Source organism: Pseudomonas sp. Mb7 (genome assembly GCF_054790525.1).
Window position 1 is genome coordinate 2,709,215 of the sequence record NZ_CP186501.1, and the last position, 13,490, is coordinate 2,722,704.

Genomic DNA, 13,490 nt, shown 5'->3' on the forward strand with positions numbered 1-13,490 from the left:
GGAGTGCTAATGACAAAACAACAACTCTTCCTAGGCATCGACTGCGGCACCCAAGGCACCAAAGCCATCATCCTCGACGCCGCCAGCGGCCAAGTGCTCGGCCAGGGCGCCGCCGCCCACACGATGATCAGCGGCGCCAACGGTCGCCGCGAACAAGACACCCAGCAATGGCTGGACGCCTTCGCCATCGCTACCCGCCAGGCATTGCTGGCGGCGAATGTCGACGGTCAGGCGATCCTCGGCATCGGCGTCTCCGGCCAGCAGCACGGTCTGGTCCTGCTCGATGATCAAGGTGAAGTGCTGCGCCCGGCCAAGCTCTGGTGCGACACCGAAACCAGCGCCGAAAACGAGCGTCTGCTGACTCATCTGGGCGGTGAAAAAGGCTCGCTGGAACGCCTCGGCGTGGTCATCGCGCCGGGCTACACGGTGTCGAAACTGCTCTGGACCAAAGAACAGCACCCCGTGGTGTTCTCACGCATCGCACGCATTTTGCTGCCGCACGACTACCTGAATTTCTGGCTGACCGGCCGCGCCTGCAGCGAATACGGCGATGCCTCCGGCACCGGCTATTTCAACGTGCGCACTCGCCAATGGGACTTGCAATTGCTGCGCGACATCGACGCCAGCGGACGCCTGCAAGCCGCATTGCCTGAGCTGATCGATGCACATCAATCGGTCGGCACCCTCCTCCCGGCCATCGCCGAACACCTCGGCATCAACCCCAATGCGCTGGTCTCCAGCGGTGGCGGCGACAACATGATGGGCGCCATCGGCACCGGCAACATTCAGCCCGGCGCGATCACCATGAGCCTCGGCTCTTCCGGCACGGTCTACGCCTATTCCGAGGTACCAAAAGTCAGCCCGGACGCTTCGGTCGCGACGTTCTGCTCGTCCAGCGGCGGATGGTTGCCGCTGATCTGCACGATGAACCTGACCAACGCCACCGGCGCGATCCGCGAGCTGTTCGACCTCGACCTGCAACAGTTCAACGACCTCATCGCCCAGGCTCCCATCGGCGCTGACGGCGTGAGCATGCTGCCATTCCTCAACGGTGAACGGGTGCCCGCCTTGCCCCACGCCACCGGCAGCCTGCACGGCTTGACGCTGGACAACCTGACCCAGGCCAATCTGTGCCGCGCCGCCGTCGAAGGCACCACCTTCGGTTTGCGCTACGGGCTGGATTTGCTCCGCCAGAATGGTTTACAAAGCCGCAGCATTTGCCTGATCGGCGGCGGTTCGAAAAGTGCGGTGTGGCGGCAGATCGTCGCCGACATCATGAACACCCCGGTGATCTGTACCGAACAAAGTGAAGCCGCAGCCTTGGGCGCAGCGATTCAAGCGGCGTGGTGCAAATCCTGGTCGAACGGCCACGAAGACACCCTCGCCGATCTGTGCCAGCGCTGCGTGAAACTCGATTCAAGCAGTGAAACCCTGCCGATTGCCGCCAACGTCGCGGCGTTCCAGCAGGCCTATGAACGCTATCAACAGCATGTCGCAACCCTATAAAGAGCAAACAATTATGTATTTGGTGTGTGGCGAAGCCCTGTTTGATTTTTTCAGTGAAGACGACGCCAGCGGTCTGGCCTCGAAAGTGACTTTCAAGGCGATTGCTGGCGGCTCGCCGTTCAACGTCGCCGTCGGTTTGCGCCGCTTGGGCGTGGACTCAGCCTTGTTTGGCGGGCTGTCCACCGACTACCTCGGCCGCCGCTTGCAGCAAGTGCTGCAGGATGAAGGTGTGTGCCCGGACTATCTGGTGGATTTCGCCGCACCGACCACGCTGGCCATGGTCGCCGTCGGTGCCAATGGCTCGCCGCATTACAGCTTTCGCGGTGAGGGCTGTGCCGATCGGCAACTGAGTCTTGCGCATCTGCCGGTGTTGGGCCCTGAGGTGCGCGGCTTGCACATTGGCTCATTCTCGCTGGTGGTGCAGCCGATCGGCGACACCTTGCTGACCTTGGTGCAGCGCGAGAGCGGCAAACGCCTGATCACCCTCGACCCCAACGTGCGCCTCAACCCCGAGCCGAACATCGACCTTTGGCGCGAACGCATCGCGACGCTGGTACCACTGGCCGATCTGATCAAGGTCAGCGACGAAGACCTGAGCCTGCTCTACCCCGAACAAGACCCGCAACGGGTGATCGAAGGCTGGCTCGAACACCGCTGCCAGGTCGTCTTCCTCACCCGTGGCGGCGACGGCGCCAGTGTGTTCAGCCGCCAGCATGGCAACTGGTCAGTGCCGGCGGCCTCGGTGAAGATCGCCGACACCGTTGGCGCCGGTGACACCTTCCAGGCCGCGCTGATCACCTGGCTGACCGAGCACGGTCTGGATTCGGTTGAAGGCGTGCAGCAACTCGCTCGCGAGCAGATCGACGCCATGCTCAGGTTCGCCGTGCAAGCCGCCGCGCTGACCTGTAGCAAGACCGGCCCGGATCTGCCCTATCGTCATCAATTGAGCTGAGCGCGTAAACTGTCGGCCTTTTTGCGCACGACGGGATAACGGCTTTTGAATTACAGGCAGACGCTTGGACTACTGACACTGGCAACGCTACTGAGCGGGTGCGGCACCTCGCCGCCCCGTTCGCCGGAAGACATCTGTGAAATCTTCCGCGAAAAAAGCGACTGGTACGACGCTGCGCAAGTCACGCAAAAACGCTGGGGCGTACCGATTCAGGTGCCCTTCGCGATCATGTATCAGGAATCCGGCTACCGCTACGACGCCAAGACTCCGCGCAAATATTTGCTCTGGGTAATCCCGTGGGGCCGCGTCTCAACCGCCTCGGGTTATGCGCAAGCCAAAGATGAAGTCTGGGCCGACTACCAGAAAAGCACCGGCCGCAGCGGCGCCGACCGCGAAGACTTCGACGACGCCATCGACTTTGTCGGCTGGTACATGGACAAGACCTATTCGATCAACGGCGTGTACAAGTACGACGCCTACAACCAATACCTCAACTACCACGAAGGCTGGGGCGGGTTCCGCAACAAGACTTACGCGAGCAAAGCCTGGCTGATGCCGACGGCGCGCAAAGTGCAGAACCGTTCGGATGTGTATGCGCGGCAATATGCCGGGTGCAAAGAGGATTTGAATCGGGGGTTCTGGAGCCGGTTCTGGCATTGGTTGTAACGGTGACTTCAAGGGCCTCATCGCGAGCAGGCTCACTCCTACAATGGATCAATGTTGAACACGATATCCGCGTCCACTGAAGGTCCCCTGTAGGAGTGAGCCTGCTCGCGATAGCGCCCGATCAAGCACTACACATCCAAGACCTACAACACCGAAAAGCTATAACTCACAATCAACCGTGTCTCATCCACATCCCGCGCAAACTTCTCATAATTGGTGCGATACGTAGCATTCCTCAATCGCAGACTCACATCCTTGAACGTGCCCGTCTGAATCACATACTTCAACTCGCTGTCGCGTTCCCACTCCTTGCCCTCCTGATCACTGCCCAACACCTTGATGTGATCACCGTTCACATAGCGCGTCAGGAAACTCAAACCATTAATGCCGATGGCTTTGAAGTCATAGTCATAACGCAACTGCCACGAGCGTTCCTGCGCAGCGGCGAAGTCGTTGACCTGCACGTAGTTGACCAGATACGGATTGCTGCCATCGAGGTACGGCATCGAGTTATCGCCATTCATGCGCTGCCAACCGGCGCTGAACGTGTGGCCGCTGTGCGCATAGGACAACATGCCGCTCAACGCCCGGTTATCGATGGAACCGGCCTTGGCATCACCGCTGTCGGCACTTTTCAGCACACGCAGATCCGCTTTAAGCACACCGCCAGCTAACGGTTGATTACCCAACAGCCCGACAAAGTGCTGACGATAAATGTCTTCCAGTTCGGCGTAGTGATACTGCGCAGTCAGGCGATCATTGATCTTGTAGTCGAAGCCATACATGTCGAAATGGTCGGCGGTGGTGTTGCACGCGTAGCGCTTGTTCTTGCAGTGCACGCGGATGTCTTGCGAATCGGTGGAATCGCGCGCGGTGTACTTGTCCAGACGCGCGGCCATGAAGGTCAGGTCTTTCAGCTCTTTAGAGGTGAGCATGGCGCCGTTGAACATCGTCGGCAGCAAACGACCGTCGTTGTATTTCAGCAACGGCAGATCCGGCAGCAGCGCGCCGTACTTCAGCACCGTGTCCGAGACCTTGACCTTAGCGGTCAGGCCCATTTTCGCGTACTGACCTTTCGAGCCGCGCGGGTCGTTGCCGCTCGATGGCAACAAGCCGCTGTTGCTGCGGTCCGGGCTGGAATCGAGTTGAAAGCCAAGCATGCCCAGCGCATCAATACCAAAACCCACGGTACCTTCGGTGTAGCCCGATTGCAGGTTGAGAATAAAGCCCTGTGCCGACTCTTCACGCTTGGAGGCGCCCTGATCGTTCGTGGTGTGCCCATCACGGAAATCGCGGTTGAAGTACACCGTGCGCGACTCGATTTTCGCCGTGGTGTCTTCAAAGAATCCGCTGGCCTGAACCTGTGCGGTAAAACCTGCGCACAGCACAAAGGCTCCGAAGCCAAACGACTGGCGCGGGGTGATGAGGGGAAATGGGGGACGCATGAAAAACTCCAACAATGCAGCGTTTGCGCAAGCGCGCAACAAGCCAGAAAAATAGCTCCCGTCCCGGGTCGAATTGAACCAGGAGAAAGTGAACACGCAGGGGTGAACGGCAATGATGGCAGATGGCTTTGACGTTCTACAGGCGACTTTAGTCTGAATCTGACTGAGGATTCTTCAACGCCGGGTCGTGGGAAAAGTTGCCGGCAATGAACGCCAATTCGCACCAAATGCCCGGTTTCATTGGGCCAAACACCTCATCTAAGGGTTTTCCCTATACCGCAAACCTGCCAGACCTACGGCTTTTGTGCCTTGAACGAGGCGGCTGAATCCTCCATCATCCGTCACCTGCTTATTCAATGGACGGAATTCAAGGCATGCTGGACGCCAACGCAACCCACATTACCCTCACGCTTGAAGGCGCCAACGCCGACCTGCAAGTCCTCAGCTTCACCGGTCGCGAAGCCCTCAACGAACCGTTCCGTTTCGACCTCGAACTCGTCAGCGCCCGCCCCGACCTCAAACTCGAAGAGCTGTTGCACAAACCCGGCGTCCTGACCTTCGGCCCGACCGGCGAAGGCAAGATCCACGGTCTGGTCTATCGCATCGAGCAAGGCGACTCCGGCAAGACCCTGACCCGTTACAGCCTCAGCCTGGTGCCACAACTGGCCTACCTGCGGCACAACCACGATCAGCAGATTTTCCAGCAATTGACCGTGCCGAAGATCATCGCTCAGGTCCTGGAAGATCGCGGCATTCTTGCCGACGCCTACAGCTTCCAGCTCAACGCCGAATACCCGGAGCGTGAGTACTGCGTGCAGTACGACGAATCCGACCTGCATTTCATCCAGCGCCTGTGCGAGGAAGAAGGTATCCACTTTCACTTCCAGCACAGCAGCAGCGGCCACAAACTGGTATTCGGCGACGACCAGACCGTGTTCCGCAAACTCAAAGCCGTGAGCTACCAGCAAGACTCCGGCATGGCCGCCGACAAACCGGTGATCAAACGCTTCAACCTGCGCCTGGAAACCCGCACCACCCGCGTCAGCCGCCGCGATTACGACTTCGAAAAACCGCAGATCCTCCCCGAAGGCACCGCGAAAAGCACCTTTGCCCCGGACCTCGAGGACTACGACTACCCCGGCCGTTTCACCACCCGCGAGCGCGGCAAGTTCCTTTCCACCCGCGCGCTGGAACGCCATCGCAGCGACTACAAACTCGCCGAAGGCAAAGGTGACGAACCGACCCTCACCAGCGGCCATTTCCTCACGCTCGCTGAACACCCGCGCGCCGAGTGGAATGAACTGTGGCTGCTGCTGGAAGTTTTCCACGAAGGCAAACAACCGCAAGTCCTCGGCGAAAACGTCACCAGCGACGTCACCGACAACAAAAGCGATTTCCACCAGGGCTACCGCAACAGCTTCCTCGCCACCCCGTGGGACGCGCACTACCGCCCTGCCCTTGAACACCCGAAACCAAAAGTCCTCGGCAGCCAGACCGCTGTGGTCACCGGCCCCGCAGGCGAAGAGATCCACTGCGACCAGTACGGCCGCATCAAGGTGCAATTCCACTGGGACCGCGACGGTCAGTCCAACGACAAAACCACCTGCTGGATGCGCGTCGCCAGCGGCTGGGCCGGCGCAGCCTACGGCGGCATCGCCATCCCGCGCATCGGCATGGAAGTCCTCGTTACCTTCCTTGAAGGCGATCCCGACCAGCCGCTGGTCACGGGTTGCCTGTACCACAAGGAAAACGTCGTCCCCTACGACCTGCCGGCCAACAAGACCCGCAGCACCTTCAAAACCCTGAGTTCACCGGGCGGCAAGGGCTACAACGAATTCCGTATCGAAGACAAAAAAGGCGTCGAGCAGATCTACATCCACGCCCAACGCGATTGGGACGAAAACATCGAGCACGACCAGAAAATCCGCGTCGGCAACGAACGGCACGACACCGTCGAAGCCAACACGCTGAGCGAATTCAAGGTTGAAGAACACCGCATCACCCATCTGGACCGCATCAGCGAAATGCGCGCCGACGAGCACCTGACCGTCGGCGTGACCCAGCACGTAAAAATCGGCACCGCTCAATTCGTCGAAGCCGGCAGCGAAATCCACTACCACGCCGGCGACAAGGTCGTGATAGACGCCGGCATGGAACTCACCGCCAAGGCTGGCGGCAGTTTCGTCAAGGTCGACGCCGGCGGCGTGACCATCAGCGGCGCAGAAGTGAAGGTCAATACCGGCGGCGCGCCTGGCGTGGGCACCGGGATCGGGATTTTGGTGCCGTTGATTCCGGGGTTGGCAGCGGCGGACATCGCCGGAAGGCTGATGGAAAAAGCCAAGGCCAACCCGACTTGGCTTGAGTTGAATTTGCACTACGACAATCTGGAACCGGTGCCGGGCGCGCCTTATCGCGTTGATTTTGCCGATGGTTCGACCCGTGAAGGCGTGCTGGACGATGACGGCTTCGCCCGGTTGGAAGACGTGCCGAAAGGACCGGCCAAAGTCTATTACGGCGAGGATCCACGGCCGTTCAGCCGCGAAAGTGTCGCGGTGGTGCAGAACTCGGACGAAAAAGTTAACGAAGATTTACGCAAGCTCGGCCTGGACCCGAACCAGGTTGATTTACAAGCATTAGTGGAGAAAGCCGCAGGGAGGCTGACATGAGCGAGGCAGTAGCTGAGAGCGCAAACGACGGCGGCGAAGACCGTAGCGCCGCCTATCAAGAAGCCGCCGTTGAGCTGGCAAAAGGCATCGCGCTAGGCGCAGTGCCGTTCCTGGGGCAAGCCATCGATGCCTACGACACCATTGAATCCGCGATCGTCCTCTACAACGCAGAGTCGACCGATGGCAAGGAAGACGCACAGTTTGACCTGCTGATGGCCGTCATCGGCTGGATTCCAGGCCCCGGCGACGGCCTGAAAAAAAGCCTGCGCATCGTCAATAAAGACCCGCAGCGCTATGCCCCGGTACTGTTCGACCTGCTCCGCTTCGTCCTGCAAGAGTGCGGAATCAAAACCAGCCCCGAAGAACTGCTCAAGCAGATATTCAACGCTGGCAAGCTACGCGGCGAACTCGATGAAATCATCACCGGCGTCAAAGGCTCCTCGACGTTCCAGAGCCTGCCCAACTGGGCAAAAACCTCCGTCGTCACCGTCCTCGCCTCCTCCCGCGACAACATGCCGGCCATGGTCGGGATCGTTGAAAAGCGACTGGTGAAATGGAAAGGCATGCAGCGCAATAGCTCGGCAGCCGGCTCCGGCTCCAGCCACCCGAAAAGAGCAGAAAAACCCGCCAACAAAGACTCCTCGGTTGCAGCGAAAGGCACCGATGGCGCCAGTGGCACCCACTCCAACCAGGTCGAAGCCTCGAAAATGGGCCTTCAGGCCCCTTCCAGCATTTTGAACGAGGGTTTGGGAGTGAGCGGCGAACACATTGCGGACTACATCTGTGCAGTGGAGTTTGGCTGGGGCAAGGATTGGGATGGGCATGACAAGGGTGCTGATGGGAAGTGGCTTGAGGGTGAACCTAGTGCCAGTAAGTTGGGGAAACTTTCCGCAGGCGGAAGTCCTAAGGCCAACCATATCCTTTATAAATTAACTGACGGTGCTAACGGAACAGGCATCGATGCTATCTGGAGAGCAAAACCAGAAAATAACGGCGGGAAGAAATTTGCGATCGTCGAAGCGAAAGCGAGCCGTGATGAAGATGCACCAAAGTTTATGCGCAAAAAAAATAACACACGCCAACCAGGAATCAGCTCAAAATTGGGGGTATCCGGGGCGGTGGAGCCAAGCGAATTAATTGAGCCCATCGAACAAGAGACGCCTACGTCTCCGGAAAAAAGATCCCTAAATTCTGGAAGACGCCAACCTTCGTCCGTAAAAGCAGTAAAAGCACCGACCGACAAAGCCGTCTTGTTATTCGTTCAAATGAGCAGACAGTGGATTGATAAAAATATTAAGAAATCTATTTATGGGCCGACACTTACTCTTTTAATCAAGAGTTCGTACAGCCGCCATCTTTTTTATTGTCCTTTATACCACCCTAGCTTGAGTCCTAAAGAACATGCAAGCGCTAGGCTAAGCAGCGCTAGCGAGGAGACTCATAGGGGCCACCAGGCATTCCATTACGGCGAAGAAGAAGTTAAAAAATTTGTTAATAAGCGCAAAAAATCGCTAATCAAAAAGCACGGGAATTTAGCTTCCCTCGCGCTAGAGGCATAAAGACTATGAAACAACGGCAAAAATTTTACAGCGAGAACCAGTACAAAAATTTCCTGAAGGAATATAACGAGGTTCTTGAACTATGCAAAACAATCAGGTTTGAATCAGACTCCCCAGAAGAAGAGGCCTCACTAAGAGCAGGACATCTGCAAAACCTGCTGCTTGATAAAATATTCGCTTCTTATACCGCCGGGGAAGATATCGAGAGCCTGATACCTTTATTAGAGGAACTTATTGAAAAATATGAAATATGGCAGAAAAATCTCGCCATTTCCGAGGCAATCCCCAATATTTCACCTCTTTCCATTGAGGAATGGCCCGACCAATATGAAGAATGCGTTCAAGTTATAAGTCTATGTATACTATTACATCGCCCAGACCTGTTAAAACGCTTCGTCCACATCACAGACAATGCGGGTTTTGCAGGCGATGATACATTATATGAAGATCTATTAAAAAAGGTGCTACCGGGAAGACACGATATCGACCAATGGTACCATGATGTTTATACACTCCTAATCCAGGCAACATATTCTGACAACAAAGAGAAAGCCTCCGAACTACTGAGCAATTACTGCAAACAATGGTATCCCGCATTTAAGCAGGCGCCGTGGCATGACACTCACTTGCAAGGTGAAAAAGGAAGTTATGTTGGGTATTGGGCGTTAGAGGCCGGAGCAATTGCTTTTCTTTATGGAATCGATGACAGCAAAATCAACCATATGGTCTATCCAAAAGATTTAGTGGAGTATGCGAGAAACCAAACACCAACTAATGCAGCTGAAATCTCCAGAATAGACGCAGGTCAACCATGTAGTAAGACAGGTTTTTGGTTCTCTCCTGCCCAAGCAGACTCCCGTAGGCATTTTAATCAAGGGGAAATCATGCCTAAGTTTGATGAATCCACTTGGGGAGATACGATTTGGTATTGGTCAGGCGAAGAATAAAGCTGCTTCCTGTTCGCTCAGTAATTGGCCAACAGTTCTGAGCGAAGTATTCATAGTACATTATTACAATCTCCCAAAGACAAAATGTGCCTCTGCGTCAGGCATCACATACTACAATTACTTCGCATCATACTCGCTCAAGATTGAGACTGGCCTACGTGAAAATAAGACAAGGTTATTTTAGCGAAATCCATTATAAAAATTTTTTAAGAGAGCTCGACGAGATAATCGAGTTCTTCAAGAACAATAAATTCAAATCCGACACTGCCGAGGAAGAAGCATCACTTCGCTCAGCTTTTTTTCAGACTCTAGCTCTTGACAAGCTTCTTGCCAGCTATACCGCAGGGGAAAACATAGAGAACCTCGTCCCTCTGTTGGAGGATCTAATTGAAAAATACGAGATCCGTCAAAAGACTCTAGCCGAATATGAAAAATCACCAAAAATATCGCCATTGACACTAGATGACTGGCCGGATCAATACGAGGAAGCCGTTCAAGTTATCAGTCTCTGTATCTTGTTGCATCGAACTGACCTATTACCTCGCTTCGTAAAACTCATTGACCAAGCAGGGTATGCTGGTGATGACACTCTTTACGAAGACTTATTGAAGAAAGTTCTGCCAAACCGCCACGACGTCGATCGTTGGTATCACGACGTATATACACCACTTGTACAAGCCCTATACATTAACAATAAAGAAGAATCTTCAAAGCTTCTAAAAAAATATTGCCAACAATGGTACCCAGCCTTTAAACAGGCTCCTTGGCACGATACTCATTTACAAGGAGAGGATGGTAATTATGTCGGGTACTGGGCCATCGAAGCAGCAGCTATTGCATTTTTATATGGCATAGACGACAGCAAAATAGACCATATGGTCTATCCCAAAGACTTGGTCGAGTACGCTAGAAATTATCGACCGACAAATGGGTCACAGGTTGCTCGTGTTGACGCTGGTCAGCCATGTAACAAAACTGGCTATTGGTTTACCCCTGCCAAAGCTGAGTCTCGTCCTCACTTCACTCAAGGTGAGGTTATGCCTGACATCAAAGACTCTCATAAGGGGGACACTATTTGGTATTGGTCAGGCGAAGAATAAAAGATATGCGAAAAAGACAAAAACTCTTCAGTGACGCCCATTACGAAAATTTCTTGAGAGAGCACGGCGAAGCTGTTGAAATTTTAGAAACCACCAAATTCAAGTCCGACACCCCCGAAGGTGAAGCGACACTGCGCTCAAGATTTGCTCAGCGCTTAGCACTTCGAAAGCTAATGGTGATGTATACAGCAGGCGAAGAAATATCCTTGCTGATTCCTGAACTAGGATATCTTGTTGAAAAATATGAAATCCGGCAGACAGCACTAGCCGCATCTGAACAATCTCCAGAAATTTCACCACTCGCAATAGACGATTGGCCGCACGAGTATGAGGAATGCGTGCAAGTTATAGGCCTTTGCATTCTATTACATCGCACAGACCTGCTTAAGCGCTTTGTTAAGTTGATAGATAATGCTGGATATGCGGGCGACGATACACTGTACGAAGATCTACTCTGCAAAATATTACCTGGTAGAGCTGATATAGACCAATGGTACCACGATGTTTATTCTCCGCTAGTGCAAGCCATATATGCAAAAACCAAAGAAGAGGCCACAAACTTTCTAAAAGAATATTGCACCCAATGGTACCCGGCCTTTAAACAAGCTCCTTGGCATGATACTCATCTGCAGGGCGAAGAAGGAAACTATGTCGGATACTGGGCAATCGAGGCCGGGGCTATCGCCTTTTTGTATGGCATCGATGACAGCAAAATCGATCATATGGTTTATCCAAAAGACCTCGTCGAATACGCCAGGAACAATCAACCTTCCAATAAATCTTAGGTTGCTCGTACAAACGCTGGTTAACCATGAACCGTTGCTGGTTATTCGTTCACGCAGCCCTTGAAAAATTACGCCGACATTTTAGAAGGTAATATTCTATGCTAAATCACATACTACCACTGGGGCCTCGCTTGTATTGATCGAGAGAGAAAGCTGTCTTACGACTTCGACAAAACCGACTGACACGGATCTGGCAAAAAATGAGTATCAGACAGAAATTCTTCAGCGATTATCAATATAGAAAATTTTTGAAGGAGCATGACGAAGTCATTGAATTCTTCAAAACAAAAAACTTTCAGTCTGACTCGCAGGAAGAAGAAGCGTCGCTGCGTGCAACATTTTTTAAGCAACTCGCGCTGGATAGAGTTTTTGCCGCGTACACAGCCGGAGAAAACATCGAATCCCTAAAGCCATTACTTGAGGACCTAATAGCGAAATACGAGATAAGGCAAGCGACACTTGCCACATATCAAAAGACAACAGATATTTCGCCGCTAGCGATAAGTGATTGGCCTGATGAATATGAAGAATGCGTTCAAGTTATAGGACTATGCATACTCTTACATCGCAGAGACCTACTTGAACGGTTTGTAAAACTGATAGACCAAGCTGGTTACGCCGGGGATGACACCTTATACGAGGATCTCCTCTCAAAGGTACTTCCGAATCGACACGATGTGGATCAATGGTTTCACGATATGTATTCACCTTTAATACAGGCCATATACGCAGACAGCGGAGAGAAAGCAGCGAAATTTCTGAGAAAATACTGTAACAAATGGTACCCCGCTTTTAAGCAGGCCCCATGGCACGACTTGCACTTACAAGGCGAAGATGGAAATTACGTAGGGTATTGGGCCTTTGAAGCAGGCGCTGCTGCCTTTCTGTATGGCATTGACGACAGCAAAATCGATCACATGGTCTACCCCAAGGATCTGGTCGAGTACGCGAGATCGCAAACCAAAGAGCCTTAACTCTAAACTACGATATTCGTCACGGACATGACACTTGAAAATACGGCAGAAATACCTTACTGAATTACGTTACGAAAACTTCCTGACAAACTACGACGAAGAATTTGAATTCTGGAAGGACAAACTATTCACAGCAGACTCTCCCGAACAAGAGAAGTCTCTACGAGCCAGGAACTTTAAAAACCTCCATTTGGAACATGTCTTTATGCTCTACACTGCCGGAGAGGATATACAAACTCTGATGCAGCCTCTGGAAACGCTGATTGCCAGCTATGAAGAACTCCAGAAATATCAGGCCACTTATGAGCAGATACCTAACATTACTCCTCTGATTATTGATGACTGGCCAGATGAATATGAAGAGTGCCTGCAAGTCATAAGCCTGTGCATCTTGTTGCATCGCACTGACTTGCTAAAACGCTTTGTCTTTTTAATCGATAGTGCAGGATATGCCCATACGGATACTCTGTACGAGGACTTATTGATCAAGGTTTTACCTGAGCGAGCGGATATCGATCAGTGGTATCACGATGTCTCCACGCCGCTGATACAGGCCATTTACGCTGAAGATAGTACAGAGGCTTCCAGATTTCTAAGCAATTACTGCGAAACCTGGTATTCCGCCTTTGAGCAGGCGCCATGGCATGACACACACCGAGATGGCGAGGAAGGCAGTTACGTCGGATATTGGGCTTTCGAAGCCGGTGCTATTGCTTACTTATACAACATCGATGACAGCAAAATAGACCACATGATCTACCCTAAGGATTTGGTCGAATACGCCAAAAACCATCAAATTTCTAATAAGCTAGGGTCGCTCGTTTAGATGCTGGCCTACCCAGTAGTCATGACAGGAATTGGTTTACGCCGGCGCAAGCCGACTAAAGCAA

11 protein-coding genes are annotated in these 13,490 nt (G+C 53.3%); 10 read left to right on the forward strand and 1 reads right to left on the reverse strand.

What is annotated here, in order from left to right:
• Positions 1 to 9 precede the first annotated feature (9 nt).
• Genes xylB through ACOYXH_RS12330 form a run of 3 tightly spaced genes read left to right on the forward strand, consistent with a single transcriptional unit; the run spans position 10 to position 3,124 of the window.
• Positions 10 to 1,506, forward strand: coding sequence for a xylulokinase (gene xylB, locus ACOYXH_RS12320; RefSeq protein WP_320413023.1), 1,497 nt, complete (start codon positions 10 to 12; stop codon positions 1,504 to 1,506).
• 13 nt (positions 1,507 to 1,519) lie between these two features.
• Positions 1,520 to 2,458: a carbohydrate kinase family protein gene (locus tag ACOYXH_RS12325; protein ID WP_320413024.1), complete on the forward strand. Its 939-nt coding sequence runs from the start codon at positions 1,520 to 1,522 to the stop codon at positions 2,456 to 2,458.
• Positions 2,459 to 2,503: 45 nt separating this feature from the next.
• A complete protein-coding gene (locus ACOYXH_RS12330; protein WP_007912129.1) occupies positions 2,504 to 3,124 on the forward strand; it encodes a transglycosylase SLT domain-containing protein in 621 nt (206 codons plus the stop codon).
• 143 nt (positions 3,125 to 3,267) lie between these two features.
• Here ACOYXH_RS12330 and ACOYXH_RS12335 read toward each other — a convergent pair whose 3' ends face one another.
• On the reverse strand, positions 3,268 to 4,569 hold the full coding sequence (locus ACOYXH_RS12335; protein WP_095126077.1) for an OprD family porin: 1,302 nt from the start codon (positions 4,567 to 4,569) through the stop codon (positions 3,268 to 3,270).
• A gap of 374 nt (positions 4,570 to 4,943) precedes the next feature.
• Between ACOYXH_RS12335 and ACOYXH_RS12340 the strand changes: the two genes are divergently transcribed.
• The 7 genes from ACOYXH_RS12340 to ACOYXH_RS12370 all read left to right on the forward strand — a co-directional run bounded on the left by ACOYXH_RS12340 (position 4,944) and on the right by ACOYXH_RS12370 (position 13,426).
• Positions 4,944 to 7,235: a type VI secretion system Vgr family protein gene (locus ACOYXH_RS12340; protein WP_460410762.1), complete on the forward strand. Its 2,292-nt coding sequence runs from the start codon at positions 4,944 to 4,946 to the stop codon at positions 7,233 to 7,235.
• Entirely contained in the window at positions 7,232 to 8,794 is a 1,563-nt protein-coding gene (locus tag ACOYXH_RS12345; protein ID WP_460064734.1) for a hypothetical protein, read from the forward strand. Before ACOYXH_RS12340 ends, ACOYXH_RS12345 begins: the two co-directional genes overlap by 4 nt.
• A gap of 5 nt (positions 8,795 to 8,799) precedes the next feature.
• The gene (locus ACOYXH_RS12350) at positions 8,800 to 9,741 is read left to right on the forward strand and encodes a PoNe immunity protein domain-containing protein (protein WP_460064736.1); all 942 of its coding nucleotides are present in this window, start codon (positions 8,800 to 8,802) and stop codon (positions 9,739 to 9,741) included.
• A gap of 158 nt (positions 9,742 to 9,899) precedes the next feature.
• Positions 9,900 to 10,841, forward strand: a complete 942-nt coding sequence (locus tag ACOYXH_RS12355) for a PoNe immunity protein domain-containing protein (protein WP_460064739.1) — start codon at positions 9,900 to 9,902, stop codon at positions 10,839 to 10,841.
• Positions 10,842 to 10,846: 5 nt separating this feature from the next.
• Complete coding sequence (locus tag ACOYXH_RS12360; RefSeq protein ID WP_460064741.1) at positions 10,847 to 11,626, forward strand: PoNe immunity protein domain-containing protein; 780 nt, start codon at positions 10,847 to 10,849, stop codon at positions 11,624 to 11,626.
• Positions 11,627 to 11,826: 200 nt separating this feature from the next.
• A complete protein-coding gene (locus tag ACOYXH_RS12365; protein WP_460410763.1) occupies positions 11,827 to 12,600 on the forward strand; it encodes a PoNe immunity protein domain-containing protein in 774 nt (257 codons plus the stop codon).
• 34 nt (positions 12,601 to 12,634) lie between these two features.
• Positions 12,635 to 13,426 carry a PoNe immunity protein domain-containing protein gene (locus tag ACOYXH_RS12370; RefSeq protein WP_460410764.1) on the forward strand — a complete coding sequence of 264 codons (792 nt, stop codon included), beginning with the start codon at positions 12,635 to 12,637 and terminating at the stop codon, positions 13,424 to 13,426.
• The last annotated feature ends 64 nt before the right edge of the window (positions 13,427 to 13,490 follow it).